Genomic DNA, 18,390 nt, shown 5'->3' with positions numbered 1-18,390 from the left:
CACTTTATGCGAATGTGTTGTTTTTTATCTTCGTAGCAAGTGCTATTACTTTATGGATTTATTTGATTTTATATATGGAGAAATGGGCTATTTCGCAAGACCTACACCGTGCCCAACTTGAAGCCAATGAATCTCGTTCAGGACGTGAAGTTCTCCATCTTGTCCACGACCTTAAAACTCCGCTTGCTACAATCGAGGGACTGGTTTCATTGATGGAGCTACGATGGCCGGATCCTAAGATGCGAGAATACTGTCAAACTATCTATGGTTCTATTAATTCAATGAGCAAAATGGTTTCAGAAATTTTGTATGAGGATCGAAAGAACTGGTGTGAGCTTAAAGAACTAATCGATTATATTCGAGCTAGTCGTCTAAGCGGGACGAATTCAGCGGTGGATATTGAATTAGAGGGAGAACCTCAATCAAGTCTTTACATTAATAAAATTAGGTTGACTCGAGCAATCATAAATTTAATTGATAACGCGTTGGATGCCATTCAGGAGCGGGAGAACGGAAGGGTAGTTTTACGCGCCATAACTTTAAAAAACGTAGTAGAACTAGAGGTAGAAGACAACGGATACGGTATTTCGGCAAATGATGTAAAAAGAATCTGGAAGACCGGATACAGCACGAAAAACCATCCTGGGGTTGGCTTAGCTTTTGTACGAAAAGTTGCAGAAGGACACGAAGGGTCCGTTAATATAAAAAGTGAAGTAGGGCAGGGGACGAAGGTTTGGATAACCTTGCCACTGGGAGAAAGCCAATGAGAATTATAATTATGGATGATGATCAGTCCCTGCGCTATACGTTAAGTGAAATATTTACGTTTGCTGGATGGGATCCCATAGCCTATCCTAATGGAAGAGAGGGAATTAAAGGGTTCCTAGACCATGGAGCGGATATCATTTTAGTGGATTATCATATGCCTGAAATTGATGGTATAGAAACGGTTCGCCTGATTCGGGAACAGAATCAGCAAATACCTATTCTTGTACTCACCGTAGACGAAAGGCAGGAAATTGCCGATCGTTTTCTGGATGCAGGAGCCACTGATTTCGCACTTAAACCTGTCAAAGCGCCGGATTTGATTGCTCGCGTTCAATTGCATAAGCGGTTGTTGGATATGACAAAGACTGTTCAAGTAACCTCAAAAATGCAATACGAAGTGTTTGTAACCAAAGGAATTAGCGAAACGACTCTGTCCTATATTGAACGACATCTCTCGGCTTGTAAGCAACCTTCCACAGTGGAGGAGATTTCGAAAGAATTATCGTTAGCCGTTCCTACAGTTTATAGATATCTTACGTATCTTGTTCAAAATGGCAAGGTGCGGTCAATTCCTAGTTATCAAAAAATAGGAAGACCAAAAAATCGATATTGTTGGATTTAATAATCTATTGTACTTTTTCTCTTTTTTATTTCTTTAGTTGGTCTAATCCTTTTGCTATAATTAGGCAATATGGTTAAGGGTTGGTATTATAAATTGCAGAAAATATGCAATAATTTCCAATCGAAGAAAAAATAGGAGGAAGAAAATGAGAAGAATGAAAAAATTTATGGCTCTTGCTCTGACAGCGGCAGTCATCCTTACTGGATGCGGCACCAAGGCAAGTAGCGACACCCCACCCAAGGCTAGTGATACCAAACCACAGGCCAGCGATACCCTGATTTATGCACAAGGCGCAGAACCTAGAGGGCTTGATCCAGCCCTGGTCGACGACGGCGAGTCAGCTAAGGTAATGATCAATATCTATGATGGGCTTTTAAAGTATAACAAGGATTCCACCAAGGTAGAGCCCTCTCTAGCTAAAAGCTGGGATGTGAGCCCGGACGGTCTTACATATACTTTCCACCTGCAAGAGGGCGTAAAGTTCCATGACGGTACTGATTTTGATGCGAACGCCGTGAAGGTTAACATCGACCGCCAGATACCTCCACAAGTTACGGCTGATATGGCTTACGGATCCTTTGTTTATGGTTCCGTGAAAGATGTCCAGGTTGTGGATAAAAAGACCGTTAAAGTCAATTTGACTGCACCTAGTACTCCTTTCCTCGCCAATCTGGCTATGGTCATGAGTGCACCGATTGTAAGCCCTAAGGCTTTAACGGACAGTAAAAACAATGTAAACCAGGCACCGGTCGGTACAGGACCGTACAAGTTTGTAAAGTGGGCTAAGGACGAAAACATTGTTTTAGTCCGCAATGATGAATACTGGGGAACCAAGGCCCTCACTAAGAATGTTATCTTCAAATTCATTAAAGACAACTCTGCACGTGTAGTTGCCCTGAACAATGGCGAGGCTGATATGATCGATGGTATTGATGCCACTGTGGTTAAGCAAATCACGGATGCAGGCAACAAAATCTTTCAGGCCCCGGGTATGAACGTCAATTACATGGCCTACAACACTTCCAAAGCTCCTTTTAATGACGCAAAGGTCCGTGCAGCCGTTTCTCAATCTATTAATGTTCCGGAATTGGTAAAGAGCCTGTATCAGGGTTACTCCGAACCTGCCACTTCCGTTTTGCCAACCTTTATGGAAGGTTATGACAAGAGCATCGCTCAAGTTGCCTATGATGCTGAGGCTGCTGCCAAGGCCATCAAAGCTGCTGGATTGACTAAGGTACACATGATTGCTTATACCAATCCGAGACCATATAATGCCGCTACCGGGCAGACCCTGGCCGAAGCTATTCAAGGCTACCTTTCTAAAGTAGGGGTTACCGCTACTATTGATTCCTTTGACTGGACAACTTATAAGGAAAAAATAAAAGCAGGTGATTATGATATCGCCTTCTACGGCTGGATTGGGGACAACGGAGATCCAGATAACTTTATGTATCTGTTATCTCACGAAGATCCTACCATGAACATTGCACGCTACAAAAATGCCGAATTCAACAAATTAATTGCTAAGGGCTTGGAAACTCCTGCTGGAGCTGAGCGCAATGCAGTTTACACCCAAATGGAAAAGGTCGCCGCTGCCGACGCTGCATGGCTCCCAATTTCCCACGCTCAAACACTTTGTGCCTTCAGACCCAATATCTCGGATTTCTATTTCCATATGACCGGTATCACACCTTTAGCCGGTGTATCAAAGAAATAAACCTTTGCTAAGTATTCCTTAACTTTAGACTGCCGAGAACCGGTTAATACCGGTTCCCGGTTTTGTTTTTTTCCTAGTCAAAGGAAAAATCCACCATACACAGATAATTGTGTAGCTAGGAGGAACTTCTCGCCACTGCTAAGTACCTAACGTTGAAAGGTTGTTGCCGATGCTCAATTATATCCTTAAGCGAATCTTAATGCTGATTCCCGTGCTAATTGGTGTTTCCATTATCGTCTTTCTGATTATGCGTGTCTTTTCCCCTGATCCGGCTCCGATCGTTTTGGGCCAGCATGCAACTCAGCAGGCCGTAGAGGCGTGGCGGCAGGTCAACGGACTAAACGATCCGGTTTATCTGCAATATTTCCATTTTATTACGGGCGCGCTAACCGGTGATCTTGGTACCTCCTACTATACCAAGATGCCTGTTACTAAAGAGATTTTTGCCCGCTTTCCGGCCACGATTGAGCTGGCGGTGGTTGCCATTCTGCTCGCTTCGCTTTTTGGTATTCTGATTGGCGTTATTTCCGCGGTAAAAAAGAACTCCATTTTCGATAATGCCGGTATGCTGATCGCCCTGATCGGCGTTTCCATGCCGATCTTCTGGCTTGGTATTTTGCTAATTATTTTCTTTTCAGGCACGCTGCACTGGCTTCCCTCCAACGGAAGGATCGACCCGTTGCTGCAGCCTGCGGCCTTTACTGGTTTTTATCTGATCGATAGCCTGGTTGAAGGCAATATGGACGCTTTTAAAGATGCCTTGCAGCATTTAGTGTTGCCGGCCACTGCCCTGGCTATGTATTCCATGGCCATCATTACTAGGATGACTCGTTCCAGCATGTTGGATACTTTACAGCAGGATTACATCCGTACCGCGAGGTCGAAAGGAATTTCGGAGGGCAGGGTGATCCGCAAACACGCGCTGCGCAACGGACTGATTCCCATTGTCACAGTCATCGGCTTGCAGCTGGGCAGCCTTCTCGGCGGCGCTGTGCTGACGGAAACGGTGTTCTCCTGGCCCGGGATCGGTGCCTATACCGTGGCCTGCATCCTAAAGTCCGACTTTCCTGTGGTGCAGGGTGTTGTTTTGCTGATTGCTTTCATATTTGTGATGGTAAATTTACTGGTTGATGTGATCTACGCGTTCCTGGATCCGCGTATTAAATATTCGAAAGCAAAGGGGTAGCTTGTATGGGGAAAAAATATAGTTCAAAGGCAGATGAAAATCTGATACAGGCTGCAGAATACGTGGAAAAACCGGAATCGCAGCTGAAAGAAATGTGGGAAACGCTCAGGCAGAACAAGGCCGCTGTCGTCGGTCTCTTTATCATCGGCTTTCTGGTGCTGATTGCCCTATCCGTCTGGGTGAGCGGGCTGATGGGAAAACAGATTTTACCTTATGATCCCAATCACTCCGACATGACCAAAAGCTTTATCTGGCCGAACGCTGAGCATTGGTTTGGAACGGACCAATTGGGTAGGGACATATTCAGCAGAATCCTTGATGGGACAAAGATATCCCTGTTTGTGGGTGTTGCTGCGGTTGCCATCTCGCTTTCTACTGGCGTTCTGTTGGGGGCCCTCGCGGGGTACCGCGGTGGAAGGACGGATGCGATCATCATGCGAGTGATGGATATGATGCTAGCCATCCCGTCTATTTTATTGGCCATCGCCTTTATGGCAGTCTTGGGGAAGGGCATTGACAAAGCGGTCATCGCCATCGGTCTGGTGTCCATTCCAGAATATGCTCGTATCGTGCGTGCCAGTATTTTATCCGTCAAAGAAAATGATTACGTTCAAGCGGCTAAGGTCATCGGCAGCAGTGATAGCCGGATTATTATGAAGCATATTTTGCCGAATATTGTTTCCTTGATTGTCGTTAGAGCCACCCTGGGTATTTCCACCGCTGTTCTGGATACCGCGGCCCTTGGCTTTTTGGGTCTGGGTGTTCAGCCGCCCTTCGCCGAGTGGGGCGATATGCTGGGTAGAGCAAGGGGCTTTATTTTCAACGCACCCTACACCCTGATTTTTCCCGGGATTGCCATCACTACAACCGTGTTGGCCTTTAACCTGTTGGGCGACGGGCTGCGGGATGCGCTTGATCCCAAATCCAGAATAAAATAAGGGCGGTGAATAGGATGTTGCTGGAAGTAAAAAATTTAAGTACGGAATTTAAACTGAAACGTGGTACTGTTCGTGCAGTCGATGACATCAGTTTTACCATAGATAAGGGTGAAATTCTAGCTATTGTCGGCGAATCTGGCTCTGGAAAAAGCGTGACATCCCTTTCAATTATGGGACTTTTACAGAAACCCGGCAGGATTGCAGGGGGAGAAATTTTGTTCAACTCCCAGGATTTGAACAAAATGAGTCAAAAGGAATTGCAACAGATCCGTGGCAACAAGATTTCTATGATTTTTCAGGAACCGATGACTTCGCTGAATCCGGTTTGGCGCATTAAAGACCAGATCATGGAAAGCCTGATGACCCATATGAAGGTTTCTAAGCAAGAAGCACTGGCACGCACCATTGAAATGCTGAATACGGTGGGCATACCCTCTCCAGCTGAACGGGCCAACGATTATCCCCACCAGATGAGCGGCGGCATGCGTCAGAGGGTCATGACCGCCATGGCGCTTTCCTGTGGGCCAGACCTGCTGATCGCCGACGAACCGACCACAGCACTGGACGTGACGATTCAGGCCCAGATTTTGGAACTGCTCTATCGGATGCGGGAGAAGTTCGGTATGGCGGTCCTGCTCATCACCCATGATTTGGGCGTCGTTTCTGAAGCGGCCGACCGCGTCATCGTAATGTACTGCGGTAAAATTGTGGAGGAAGCCGATGTGAAGAGCCTGTTTGCCAGTCCGATGCACCCTTACACCGTGGGCTTGCTACAATCTATACCTCAGATTGATGACGACAGCGATAAACGCTTATATATGATTAAGGGCATGGTGCCCAATCCCTTACGTATGCCGCATGGTTGTCCCTTTTCCGACCGCTGCGACCGCTGCCTAGAACGCTGCACCCAAGAAATGCCGGAATTGCAAGAGATTGACGGACATAAGGTGCGTTGCTTTTTATATGACGAAGTCAAGGAAGGAGCGAGCGCAAAATGAATGAAGTATTGATGGAAATACAAAACCTATCCAAGCATTTTATCCTCGATACCAGTTTGTTTGGCAAGCCGATTTCCGTGTTAAAAGCGGTTGACAAGGTTTCCTTTAGAATTGACAAAGGGGAAGCTTTTGGTCTGGTCGGCGAATCCGGTTGTGGAAAAACAACCTTGGGTAAAATCCTCGTCAATCTTCACAGTCCCACCCACGGCAAACTATTTTTTGAGGGTAAAGAATTAACTGCCCTGGATGATAAGCAGCGCCGTTCCTATTGCAAGGATATTCAGATGATTTTTCAGGACCCTTACGCCTCTTTAAACCCCAGAATGACGGTGGGAGACATCATTGCAGAACCGATGATCATCAATCAATTGCTTCCCGCCAATAAAGTGGAAGAACGGGTCATCTATCTTTTAAACTGTGTTGGTCTGGCACAGCACCAACGCAACCGCTATCCCCACGAATTTTCCGGCGGTCAGAGGCAGCGTGTGGGGATTGCCCGCGCTCTTGCAGTGGAACCAAAACTGATCGTCTGTGATGAAGCGGTTTCCGCTCTGGATGTTTCCATTCAGGCCCAGGTCTTAAATCTACTGGTTGATTTAAAAGAGGAATTCGGGCTGACCTACTTGTTTATCGCCCACGGTTTGAACGTGGTCAAGCATATCAGCGATCGGGTAGGGGTGATGTATCTGGGCAAGATGGTAGAAATCACCTCGAAACGGGAGCTTTACGGCAACCCCTTGCACCCATACACCCAGGCGCTACTTTCCGCAATCCCGATCATCAATCCGGAGAAGAAAAAGGAACGCATTATTTTAAAGGGTGATGTGCCCAGCCCGATTAACCCGCCCGCTGGCTGTCGCTTCTGTTCCCGTTGCTTTAAGGAGCTGGACCAGTGCAAACTCCAGGAACCTGTACTCAAAGAAGTTTCGCCCAACCACTGGGTCGCTTGTCATTTATTCGAGTGATTCAAGCTGACGTTTCAAGATGCCGCTTTGAATAATTAAAGCCCTGATGAGGTATGAAGTACGAAGAAGGCCGTTTGCAAATAGTGCAAACGGCCTTCTTGGGTATATAATGGTTAAATATTGCAATGGATACAGTTTACAATCAGACCATTTAAGCACTATAATAAGCTCCACATCATTTATTTTTGTAATAATTGGGAGGCAGTCGAATATGACCACAGATAGAACGTTAAGCGAAAAAGTAATGATTTCCAAAACAGTAACTCTTCCACGCTTAAACCGCTTAAGTCCTTCTTTGGAAGGTACAGCTTTGAAGATCATGGAGGAATCCGGTGAGTTAGCTCAAGCAATCGGCAAATTTAGGGGACTTAGTGGAGAGCAACAGCGCTTCGAAGAAGAAGAGGCCATGCAGATGGTGGCCCGAGAATTAGTCGACGTGGCTCAGACAGCCGTCACAATGATGTTTGTCCTCGAAGAACAATACGGTATAGATTTAGAAACTATTTTGAAGGAGCATATTATAAAATTACGACATAAGGGATATTGTGATTAGAAACGGCTGAGGATCAACAAACGCATTGATTTGTAGTTTGTGTGCGCCAAATCACGAAAAGTTTGATTAGGGATTGGTATAATCAAAATAAGAAATATAAAACTATTCAGACTAGTAAGGAAGGAGGCTGTAATAAGTGCTTCCAGGTAAAGCTTTAACAACCGCCATGGGCATTTTGCCCCATACAAATTTACAAGAGGCTCAGAAATTAGCGCTTAGCTTAGATATTCCTTTTTGGCCTCAATTACCACGCTTTCGATTCAAAGAAGATATGTATGCTCAATTTGCCGAGCATTTCCCGGGGATCAAGGTTGATGAAGAAAAGCAAAGTCTTCATTTCTCTCACGAACGCTTTGCGGAGGAACTGGATGAATACCTCGAGGCTAGCGTTATCCCTGATCACTTTGCCCTGTCTGAGGAATCTTCTGCAGCTTTTAGTGGATTTTTAGAGCAGGACTTGTCCGCATATAAAATGGTCCACGGACAGACGGTTGGTCCGATTAGTTTTGGTCTAAAAATATGCGATGAAGAACGAAAGCCAATGATTTATAATGATTTTGTTCGAGAAATTCTTTACGATTTTCTTGGTCATAAGATCAGTTGGCAATATCATCAATTAAAAAAGGTTCATCCTAACCCCTTTGTCTGGTTGGATGAACCAGGATTAGAAATGATCTTCAACTCTCTAAGTGCTTATACTTCTGAAGTCGCTCAAGTAGAGTATCGAGCTTTCTTGTCAAAACTGCCGGGACCTAAGGGTATTCATTTATGTGGTAACCCAGACTGGGCCTTTCTTCTCAACGCGGATATTGATATCCTTTCAGTGGATGCTTTTAGCTGGGGTCACATTTTTGTGCGTTATATTGATGAAGTAAAAGAGTTTTTGAGACGGGGCAAAATAATATCGTGGGGAATTATTCCCACCTTAACCAGTGAATTAAATTCGGAGACAGCGGAATCTTTAACTGCTCGACTGCACGAATTATGGAAGTTTCTTAATCAGCATGGCCTGGATGACGATTTAATTTTCGACCGTGCTTGGTTAGCTCCCTCGCGCTGTTGTCTTATTAATGGTGATGGCACAATCAGTATCGACCAAGCTTTTGCTTTATTAAAAACAATATCTTGTAATATTCAAAATATTTAAAAAAGTTAAAAAACTTAAGTGATTTCATGGCTTAAATAGAATAGTATATATAAGTCACTTGAGTCAAGACCAATTCAAAAGTCATAGGAGGTATGATCATGATTAAGAATGAGGACGTTTCTTGCACAGAATGCATTTATTGCGGCTCTACTGAGAATGTGTTCTCTTTCTGTAAGGTTCAGCATACTACGGAAGGAGAAAAACAAGTCTGTTACTGTACATGCCCGATTTGTGCTGATTATATCGAAAAAAAACTGACTCCTGAAGTTCCTTGCGAGACCTGTGAAATGTGTGGTAAAGAAACAGATGTTTTTGCTTTTTGTTCCTATGCTCCTACTGAGGATGGTCTATCTGAAAAGGTCTGTTATTGTGTCTGCCCAGATTGCGTCGGTACGTTACAAGACAAAGTTTTCAATTATTATGATGAAACATTAGCACAAGGGTATGAACCTAAAAAAGGCTAGTGTCCAATAAATCCCCCTCTTAAGATTCAAGCACAAAGCTGGAAATTAAACTTCCAGCTTTGTGTCTTTATTTATTTTATTTTACAAAAGGATTTTAAAAGCTTTCACCGAACTTGTATAATTATATCGAAGGACTAACATCGTAAACATGTCAATGTTTGAAGTAAAGCAAAATCGATCGTTATTATCCAAAGTATACAAATGAGAAATGTCCGTATCGACGAAGGTCACTGAACCTCATAACATCACAAATATTTAATAAATCGGAGGGTTTTATATGAAAAGGATTGCCTTAGTAACTGATAGCACTGCGGACTTAACCGCAGAAATTATTGAAGAGTGTGATATTCATATAATCCCTCTGAAAGTAAGGTTCGGAGAGCAGGAATATTCTGACGAAGAACTGACGAGTGAAGAATTCTATCGGCGTTTAAAAGAGGACACAATACTTCCCCAAACGTCACAGCCTACACCCGAGGAGTTCGGTACTTTATACAGTAAGTTGCTCGAAGAGTATCATGAAGTAATATCTATTCACATATCATCGGCCCTTAGCGGTACGTTCAATGCGGCCTATCTGGCCAAAGAAAAGTTTAAAGAAAAGATCCATCTCGTCGACTCCAAAACCATTAGTTTAGGTGCGGGTTTGATGATTATGGAGGCCGCTAGGAATATTAAAGAGGGTCAGGACATTGTTAGGATTCTTAATAACCTTGTGAAGGTAAGAGAGAACATAGAAACCCTTTTCACACTGAATACCTTGGAATACTTGCAAAAAGGAGGCCGAATTGGAAGGGTTCAAGGTTTTATGGGGTCGCTCTTGAATATTAAACCTATTATTAGGGTTGGAGACGATGGAGTATACCACAACTCGGGAAAAGCTCACAGTCAGAAGAAGGCCTTAGATACTGTAGTCCAGGCTTTTCAGGATTTGACAAAGGGAAGAAAAGCTATTCGCTTGGCAGTGGCTCACGGCGCTGCACAACAGGCAGGAACATACTTAATGGAAGCTTTAGAAAATGCCTTTCAGCTTCCAACGACTGTTTTTACTCAGGTGGGATCCGTGATTGGTGTTCACACTGGTCCAGGCACAGTGGGAGCAGCTATTCAGTTTGAGTAGTAATCTGAGCACCCTTGGGATAAAATCTCCTCAGGGTGTTTTTCGTCTATGATTTATTAAAGATGATGATACTTTAACTATCAATGGCGTAGGATAGAGATGAGAAAGTCTTTTAAGGCAGTTAATGATTAAGTGGACGGAGGGTGCGTGAATATGGGTTATTTGGTGTTAGTTATTGCCTTAGGAGTTGTATTGTTATTTGGTTATGGGTCAAGATATCAACGTCAGAAGACACAAGGGAAACAGAAAACGAAAGCAGCTAAAGTATATCCTTTGTCGAAGGTAAAGAAACAAAGCAATTTACGAAGGGTAAAATAGTTGTGCTATTCTAATGATAGAGGCAAGTATCACTTAGACATCAGTTAACTCAAGGTAAAGTGCGGTTTTATCAAAATCAACAAGTTATCAGGGTGGGACCGGAAATGTTCAGGAGGTAGAAATTATGGCGGTTTTGGTTACTGGGGGAGCAGGCTATATAGGCAGTCATACTGTGGCTGAATTTATGGCCAAGGGTGAAGAGGTTATTGTATTAGACAATCTGCAAAAAGGTCATCGTGAAGCAGTTCTCACTGAGACCTTTTACCAAGGGGATATTCGGGATACGGAGTTGCTCGAAAGGGTATTCATAAATCACGACATTGAGGCGGTCATCCATTTCGCGGCGGATTCTTTAGTTGGAGAGAGTGTACAAGAACCCCTTAAATACTACGATAACAATTTAATTACTGCTCAGAGATTGCTAGTGTGTATGGTGAAATATGGGGTGCGGAAGATTGTCTTTTCTTCGACAGCTGCAACCTATGGAGAACCAGAAAATATTCCAATCCGAGAGACGGATCGAAAAGAGCCGACGAATCCCTATGGTGAGACCAAACTCGCCATTGAAACAATGTTAAGATGGTGTGAACAAGCCTATGGAACACAGAGTGTCGCCTTGCGTTATTTTAATGCTGCAGGAGCACATATAGATGGGCATATTGGAGAAGATCATCGACCGGAAAGTCACTTGATCCCAATTATTCTGCAAGTGGCAGGAGGCCAGAGAAAAGATCTGGCGATATACGGCGATGATTATCCAACAGCTGATGGAACGTGTATTCGAGACTATATTCATGTAACAGATTTGGCAAATGCTCATTGGCTTGCTTTGCAAAAACTTAGGCAAACTGAGGGAAGTGCTGCTTATAACCTTGGCAACGGAGAGGGCTTTTCAGTGAGAGAGGTTTTAGAAAAGGCTAGGGAAATTACGGGACATTCAATCCCTATGCAAATAGCCCCTCGTCGTGTAGGAGATCCTGCGATTTTGGTTGCCTCTTCAATAAGGGCTCAGGAAGAGTTGGGGTGGAAGCCAGAATTTAATAGTTTAGGTCAGATTATTCAATCTGCTTGGAATTGGCATAAGAACCATCCCAACGGATTTGTAAAGTAAAGTAAAGTAAAGTAAAGTAAAGTAAAGTAAAGTAAAGTAAAGTAAAGTAAAGTAAAGTATAGTAAAGTATAGTATAGTAAAGTATAGTGAAGTATAGTAAAGTATAGTAAAGTATAGTAAAGTATAGTAAAGTATAGTAAAGTATAGTAAAGAACGCACCTTTGGAAGTAAATCCAAAGGTGCTTAGAGGTCGCGATTATAGTGCTAAGGTTAAGTGTTTTGATAGGTGCCTTGTAAAGGCTTCACTTCATTTTCCCATAGGGACTGGACAGTTACAGGGTTCAGGATGGGCTTTTTCAGCATAGATTTTAGGAATTCTTCTTGTTGCTCAGAATTACTGTAATTGGAAAGTTGAGTTAAAGCAAATTGAGCGAAGTCCCGAACGAGGAAGTTAAAGATCTCATCGAGCAAAGCCGGAGAGATGGAATGGATTTTGGAATTCTCGAGAATCAGCTGAGCATATACGATCAAGGTAAACATTTCACCTAGCGCGAGCATATAATCAATATTCTTGAGTTGTTCAGGATTCGGACGGGCTTGTTCTATGAAGGAACGGAAGAGTTCGATTTGTTCTTTGAAGACTGCTACATTGGGGACTTGAAGTCCTTCATAGGCTAGGCAATAGTCAGGGAACCGGACAGAGGCGAGTTTTCCCGCTTTCTGACGGAAAAGGTAACTATCGTCAGCAGGGTCATCACGCTTAGGGATTACTGGGAACTCTGCGGGACTAAAGAAATAGTTGTTCATGAATTTAATGACGAGGGCAATATTAACATGGGTCGTTCCTTCCAAGCGGGGGATCATGCCTATGTCACGAATGGCGGTCTCGAAATATGTGTCCTGTTCAAACCCTTTAGCAGCAATAGCATCGAGAAGCATTTCGATAATTTTCATGCCTTGGGTTGTTACTTTCATTTTTTGAATGGGGTTAAAAAGCAAATAGCGCCGATCATCGTCAGAAGCAGAACGAAAATAATCTAAACTTCTCAGAGCATACAGTTTCATGGCAATCAGTCGAGCATAGGATTCAGTAAAGATCTTCTGGATATGGGGAAAATCTGTGACTTTTTTACCATATAATTCTCGATTTGAAGCATGATTCAGAGCTTCGTAATAGGCATGAGTAGAAATTCCGATGGACGCAAAACCCAATTGAAATTTCCCTATGTTGATGGTGGAAAGAGCTGAATCCCAAGCTAAAGGGCCACTAGAAAGAATTTCGTCAGACGTTATGGGGTAATCAATAAGGTCATAATCTCCTACATAAGCTGGACGGACCCCAGAGGTGGAGATTTTTTTAATTAATTTATAGTTGCGATGTTGGCTGTCAACAACGAAAAAGACATAATCCTTGGAATCTTTATAACGTGCGAAGGTGGAAACTAGGGCGGCTACATTGGCGTTGCCGATATAGTATTTTCCGCCGTTAGCTAGATAGTTGCCATCGTCGGTTGGGGACAAGGCCATTTCATTGCTGTAAAGGTCAGCACCGTGGGCTTTTTCGGACAAACCAAAAGCAAAAATCCCCCCGTCGATCAACTTTTGGGCAGTTATGTGTTTGACCTTCTCATTATCTCCCATCCAAATAGGGCCAAGTCCGAGAACGCTAACCTGGTAGGCGTATTGATATGCTAAGGAATAAAAGGCGGTAATTTCATTAAATTCACAGACGCGGCTCAGATCAAACCTTGAGTCCGGGGCACCGTATCCCGAAGGGGTTAACAAGGTAGAAAAAATACGTTCTGCTTTGATGAATTTCAAGAAATCAGTATACCAGCGGTTTGCTTGATCATCTTCTTTGATGCTTGCCAGACCTTTGTCCTCGAAGAATTGGATGGTTTTTTCCATAACTTCCCTAGATTGCCGATCTGCCTGTGGGCTGTCATAGTTTTGCGGATTGAATAATAGGGACATAACTCTCACACCTCTCTTTATAAATAGTAATATGAATTACCATTCATTAATTGTCTTAATTATCTCATAAATATTAAGAATGTAAAGTAAACATTTCCCACAGTGGCAGTATAATTATCTTTTATTTCAGATAATAATATATGGAATCTATTTATGGTGTAATATATATATTATTAGTAATAAAATGATCATGACAGAACCTTTTCTAATAACAGATAATGGAGAAGAAAATTATCATGTAGGTACGTAGAACTTCATAAATCGGGTAAAAATTAGTGTTAGAGTAACTGCCATGAGTGCACTAAATCGAGAGAATGAGGGAAGAACGTGGATAATAACGGATACCAACTTGCTACCTTTGCGGGAGGCTGTTTCTGGTGTATGGTGAAACCGTTTGAGGAATTGCCTGGGGTTATTAAAGTGGTGTCAGGATATACTGGGGGAAATTTGGAGAATCCAACCTATGAGGATGTTTGCTCTAAAAAGACTGGACATTTTGAGGCAGTGGAGGTCACTTTTGATCCGGTTTTGGTTCCGTACACCGAACTGTTAAAAATTTACTGGCGTCAGATTGACCCGACAGACCCTGTTGGACAATTTTTAGATCAAGGTGAAGCTTACCAAACAGTAATTTTTTATCATAATGAGGAGCAGAGCCTACAAGCACTAAAATCTAAGGAGATCCTCGAAAAAAGCGCTAGATTTAAGGATCCTATTGTCACTAAAATATTACCCGCTGCAACTTTTTATCCTGCAGAGGAATACCATCAAAGGTATCATAGTAAATTTCCTTTAAGATACGGTGCGTACCGTCAAGGATCAGGGCGGGATGATTTTCTTAAAGTATACTGGGATATGGAAAAAGAAGAAAGCGCTATTCAAAAGGACTATAATGAGAGAAATAACCGAAAAAAGAGAAAAAAAGAGAAAGAGCTTCTAAGGTCTAAATTAACTGAGATCCAATACCAAGTAACACAAGAACGCGGTACCGAACCAGCCTTTAAGAATGAGTATTGGGATAATGAAAGAGAAGGTATTTACGTCGATCTAATATCTGGAGAGCCTCTTTTCAGTTCACAGGACAAATTCGATGCTGGTTGTGGATGGCCAAGTTTTTCAAAACCTCTTTTACCGGGAAATATTCAAGAAAGGCATGATCGGAGTCATTTTATGAGTCGGACTGAAGTTGTTTGTACAAAGTCGGAGGCTCACCTCGGACATGTTTTTAAGGATGGTCCAATTCCTACTGGCTTGCGATACTGCATTAATTCTGCTGCTCTAAGGTTTATTCCTAAAGAAGAACTAGAACAAGAAGGTTATGGTGAATACCTCAACATTTTTTCCTGTGCTGAATAGAAAATAAAACCCCCTCATCCATAAGATGGGGAGGTCGGTGTTTTAAGGGGGGGTTACCAATTATTGCGTGGAGCGGGTTGGAAGCAGTCCCGACAATAAACTGGTCTATCACCCGTTGGGCGGAAAGGTACGGTTGTTTCTACACCACATGTCGCGCATGTAGCGGGGAACATTTCGCGATCTTGACGGTTATTGTTATATCCGCCGCCAGAATTTCGAGTCTGTGCTTTTTTAGCAGCGCGGCATTCTGCGCACCTTCCAGGTTCGTTGGTAAATCCCTTTTCAGCGTAAAATTCTTGTTCAGAGGCCGAAAAGACAAATTCCTGGCCGCAGTCCCTACATGTCAAAATCTTGTCATTAAACATTATAAACAACACCTCTTTAATTAATTGTTATGGATAATTGTATCTACAAAATAAAGTATAACCACTGTTTTGTCATTTTATCAGTACGTTTGTAATCCATTTTTTCTAAAAAGATGAAGACTAATGTTAACTTATCCTATTAAAGCAACCCTACTTTCAAGGTTTGAAGGTAGGGTTGTTTTATTTCTAAACTTTTGGAGATGCTTAGTATTGCTATTCAGACTGCTTTTTCATTCTTGTAATGTAGTCAATGGAGCAAAATAAGGAACACCCATTTTTTAAAGCGGGTGCCTTAGAATTGATTATGTAGAGATAAAATTAAGCGATTGTGGAAATAGATAGATCGAACGATTACATATTTACCTTTGGATAAATAAATTAAGATTTGAACCAGCTTCTTTGTGTCATGTCCGGCATCGAGTTTATGATATAATAATCTAGTTTAGGCATGTCTGTTACTCCCCGTCTTTCCCTAGTCGGCAAAATAGCCATCATTTCAACGATTTTGTCGGGAGAGTGGGGCAGATTAAATATCCAGAAGAACGAATTATGATTGGATAGGGGGATAAATTAGTGCGCAAACAATTTGTGGTTATTGGTTTAGGGCGATTCGGAAAAAGTGTGGCTATAACCATCAGCGAGTTGGGTCATGATGTCTTAGCCATTGATAAAAACGAAAGTGCTGTTCATTCCGTCATGAATGATGTAACCCAGGCTGTTCAGGCCGATGCACGTGAGGAGGAGACGCTCCGGGCTTTAGGAGTAAGGAATTTAGATGTAGCAGTTGTCGCTATGGGGGATGACCTTGAAGCGAATATACTGATCACTCTTATGCTTAAAGAAATGGGAACTCCCTATGTTGTCGCTAAAGCTCAGTCCTCTCAACACGGGAAGGTCTTAGAAAAAATCGGAGCAGACAAAGTTATTTATCCAGAACAGGATATGGGAATTCGCCTAGCCCACAACTTAGTAACCTCTAATGTCATGGATTATATCGAATTGTCACCGAAGTTTAGCATTTTTGAAATCGTTGCTTCTGCCCAATTTGTCAATAAATCACTCGGAGAATTAGACTTAAGAGCAGTTTATGGAATCAATGTGATAGCAATCAAAAGGAATGAGGACGATATTATTGTTGCTCCAGGGGCAAATACAGTGATTGAGGAACGGGATGTCTTAGTTATTGTTGGAAACAAAAAATTACTTGCGAAATTACCCGACTAAATAAACGAACGCTTTGTGATTGGGAATCCTAATTGGGTAGTGACTATGTTATATATTATTTTCAGATGGGCAATGATATAGTGGATGTATTACTGTATGATCTGCCTGCGAATTTCAGTGCATAAGAAGGAATCGCTTAGTATTCATCGAATTGTACAGAGAGTATAAATCTTAAGCTAATCCAACTTTGAGTTAGATAAGGAGAATTTATTTTGGAAAGACCACAGAGCAATCCTAGTCGCATGGTTGTCATAGAAAATAAAATTAATGGTGAACGTTTTTTGGTAGACCTTCTCAGAGGTCAAACCTATGACAAGGAACAATATACGAAGATTACTTATGAAGTCCCGCTCAAGAAGGAGTTTTGGGATTTACCACGTTTAACCAAGTCAAAATGAGCATTATTGTGGAAAAATAGTTAAAATAAACATATAGACACCCTCGTGCAGAGGGTGTCTATATGTTTATTTTTTCCATACTACAGCGTGAAAGTATTTTCAAGGGTTCAGCCCCTTCGGCGTAAGTCTCCACTGGAGACTTACGTCACCGAAGTCTCGATGTTCAACTTTAGTTGAACGAGTTCACTTACCAAGCTTTTTATCAAAATTTAAGCTTCACAAGGGTGTTACCCATTAAACAATGTTAGTCACTGGGGAGTCAATAGGACTGTATGGTTAATGTACACTTGCGTATCCAATTGAGACATAATGGAATATCACTCAGAATGGGGGTATTAATTAAATCATTACATTATTAATCTAAAATACAATTTTATAAAGAATTTTCAGTTTATTATAGATATATAGAAAAGTTATAAAACTGAATAACAATATGGCATAGTAATTGCACCAATGTGAACCAGTGGATAGGAATTGAACTGATTGGTGGGGCTTGTTTTATTGCTGGTATTTATGGGATTGTCAAGGTGCTGGGTAAGCTTGCTGGTGCTCCAGCCCCTGCTCAAGAAGATATAAAAGGGTAAGTTAGATTAATAACGAGCCCTTTTCAGATTCTGGCGCTCTCTTTGACTCTGTTGAAGGAGCGCTTTTTTCTTGGCCATTAAGCATACAACGGGGTTGAAATGTCTTTCTCGTTCTTCCAAAGCGGGGATAATAAGAGGCGGCTGGCATAAAAATTGCAAATACATTTAGAAACGAAGGCCTGATTCGTTAAAGGTTTCGGTTTCAACGCGAGATTATCTCTAAAATCATTATAGAGTACGGCATGCCAAGGTGAGCTTCTATGCTAAAAAAAAGGAAGTTACCAAAATATCAGATAAGTGAAAACATGCAAAGCGCCTCAATGATTGTAAACTATCACGTGTATGCTTTGCGCACAGAAATACAGTTAAGGAATGGCGGTTTTGTATCTGATTCCATACATGTGTAGTTACTTCCAGCGGGCTCATTTGATATGGATAAAGTTAACGTCAACTTTGGGGCGATATATTCAGAATCCAATTTCTTGAGGGAAAAACGTAGTTTGATCTATTAGTGGTGGAGGTGATGGATAGGAGCGGTATCTAGCATTGTTCGCATAAGGAAGTGAAAATGGACGGAAAGTCCACTGGTTAAGCTCAATTGGAAATGGATGTTTTCAGGCAAAGAATAAGGAGGTATCACAG

Annotated in this window: 18 protein-coding genes; 16 read left to right on the top strand and 2 right to left on the bottom strand. The window is 42.3% G+C overall.

Annotation, left to right across the window (positions count from 1 at the left end; genetic code table 11):
- From JL57_RS00780 to galE, 12 genes are all read left to right on the top strand, one after another.
- The coding region (locus JL57_RS00780) for a sensor histidine kinase KdpD (protein ID WP_034140148.1) at positions 1–767 on the top strand (767 nt) is incomplete at its 5' end.
- A complete protein-coding gene (locus JL57_RS00775) occupies positions 764–1,390 on the top strand; it encodes a response regulator (RefSeq protein ID WP_034140140.1) in 627 nt (208 codons plus the stop codon). The genes JL57_RS00780 and JL57_RS00775, both read left to right, overlap by 4 nt.
- 145 nt (positions 1,391–1,535) lie before the next feature.
- Positions 1,536–3,107, top strand: coding sequence for an ABC transporter substrate-binding protein (locus JL57_RS00770; RefSeq protein ID WP_034140139.1), 1,572 nt, complete (start codon positions 1,536–1,538; stop codon positions 3,105–3,107).
- 169 nt (positions 3,108–3,276) lie between these two features.
- Positions 3,277–4,293, top strand: coding sequence for an ABC transporter permease (locus JL57_RS00765; protein WP_034140138.1), 1,017 nt, complete (start codon positions 3,277–3,279; stop codon positions 4,291–4,293).
- A gap of 5 nt (positions 4,294–4,298) precedes the next feature.
- Entirely contained in the window at positions 4,299–5,231 is a 933-nt protein-coding gene (locus JL57_RS00760) for an ABC transporter permease (RefSeq protein WP_034140137.1), read from the top strand.
- Between the two features lie 14 nt (positions 5,232–5,245).
- The gene (locus JL57_RS00755) at positions 5,246–6,229 is read left to right on the top strand and encodes an ABC transporter ATP-binding protein (RefSeq protein ID WP_034140136.1); all 984 of its coding nucleotides are present in this window, start codon (positions 5,246–5,248) and stop codon (positions 6,227–6,229) included.
- Entirely contained in the window at positions 6,226–7,194 is a 969-nt protein-coding gene (locus JL57_RS00750) for an ABC transporter ATP-binding protein (RefSeq protein WP_034140135.1), read from the top strand. The genes JL57_RS00755 and JL57_RS00750 overlap by 4 nt, the downstream gene beginning before the upstream one ends.
- A 211-nt stretch (positions 7,195–7,405) precedes the next feature.
- On the top strand, positions 7,406–7,747 hold the full coding sequence (locus JL57_RS00745; protein ID WP_034140134.1) for a MazG-like family protein: 342 nt from the start codon (positions 7,406–7,408) through the stop codon (positions 7,745–7,747).
- A 136-nt stretch (positions 7,748–7,883) separates the two neighbouring features.
- A complete protein-coding gene (locus JL57_RS00740) occupies positions 7,884–8,894 on the top strand; it encodes a hypothetical protein (RefSeq protein WP_034140133.1) in 1,011 nt (336 codons plus the stop codon).
- Between the two features lie 98 nt (positions 8,895–8,992).
- Positions 8,993–9,358, top strand: coding sequence for a hypothetical protein (locus JL57_RS00735; protein ID WP_034140132.1), 366 nt, complete (start codon positions 8,993–8,995; stop codon positions 9,356–9,358).
- Between the two features lie 277 nt (positions 9,359–9,635).
- Positions 9,636–10,478 carry a DegV family protein gene (locus tag JL57_RS00730; protein ID WP_034140131.1) on the top strand — a complete coding sequence of 281 codons (843 nt, stop codon included), beginning with the start codon at positions 9,636–9,638 and terminating at the stop codon, positions 10,476–10,478.
- Positions 10,479–10,920: 442 nt separating this feature from the next.
- On the top strand, positions 10,921–11,907 hold the full coding sequence (gene galE / locus JL57_RS00725; RefSeq protein ID WP_034140130.1) for a UDP-glucose 4-epimerase GalE: 987 nt from the start codon (positions 10,921–10,923) through the stop codon (positions 11,905–11,907).
- A 210-nt stretch (positions 11,908–12,117) separates the two neighbouring features.
- On the opposite strand, the gene JL57_RS00720 is transcribed toward galE, so the two are convergent.
- A complete protein-coding gene (locus tag JL57_RS00720) occupies positions 12,118–13,821 on the bottom strand; it encodes an acyl-CoA dehydrogenase (protein ID WP_034140129.1) in 1,704 nt (567 codons plus the stop codon).
- Positions 13,822–14,148: 327 nt separating this feature from the next.
- Between JL57_RS00720 and msrB the strand changes: the two genes are divergently transcribed.
- The gene (msrB, locus tag JL57_RS00715) at positions 14,149–15,177 is read left to right on the top strand and encodes a peptide-methionine (R)-S-oxide reductase MsrB (RefSeq protein ID WP_034140128.1); all 1,029 of its coding nucleotides are present in this window, start codon (positions 14,149–14,151) and stop codon (positions 15,175–15,177) included.
- A 53-nt stretch (positions 15,178–15,230) separates the two neighbouring features.
- Here the strand turns inward: msrB and JL57_RS00710 are convergent, their stop codons facing one another.
- A complete protein-coding gene (locus JL57_RS00710; protein WP_034140127.1) occupies positions 15,231–15,542 on the bottom strand; it encodes a zinc-ribbon domain containing protein in 312 nt (103 codons plus the stop codon).
- Between the two features lie 573 nt (positions 15,543–16,115).
- On the opposite strand from JL57_RS00710, the gene JL57_RS00705 reads away from it, so the two are divergent.
- The 3 genes from JL57_RS00705 (at position 16,116) to JL57_RS33180 (ending at position 17,748) form a co-directional block, all read left to right on the top strand.
- Positions 16,116–16,766, top strand: coding sequence for a TrkA family potassium uptake protein (locus JL57_RS00705; protein WP_034140126.1), 651 nt, complete (start codon positions 16,116–16,118; stop codon positions 16,764–16,766).
- A gap of 212 nt (positions 16,767–16,978) precedes the next feature.
- On the top strand, positions 16,979–17,164 hold the full coding sequence (locus JL57_RS00700) for a hypothetical protein (protein WP_034140125.1): 186 nt from the start codon (positions 16,979–16,981) through the stop codon (positions 17,162–17,164).
- 455 nt (positions 17,165–17,619) lie between these two features.
- Positions 17,620–17,748, top strand: a complete 129-nt coding sequence (locus tag JL57_RS33180) for a hypothetical protein (protein WP_291299547.1) — start codon at positions 17,620–17,622, stop codon at positions 17,746–17,748.
- The last annotated feature ends 642 nt before the right edge of the window (positions 17,749–18,390 follow it).

Source organism: Desulfosporosinus sp. BICA1-9 (assembly GCF_000802135.1).
Note: the sequence above shows the minus strand (reverse complement) of the source record. Positions and strands in the feature narration are given on the sequence as shown.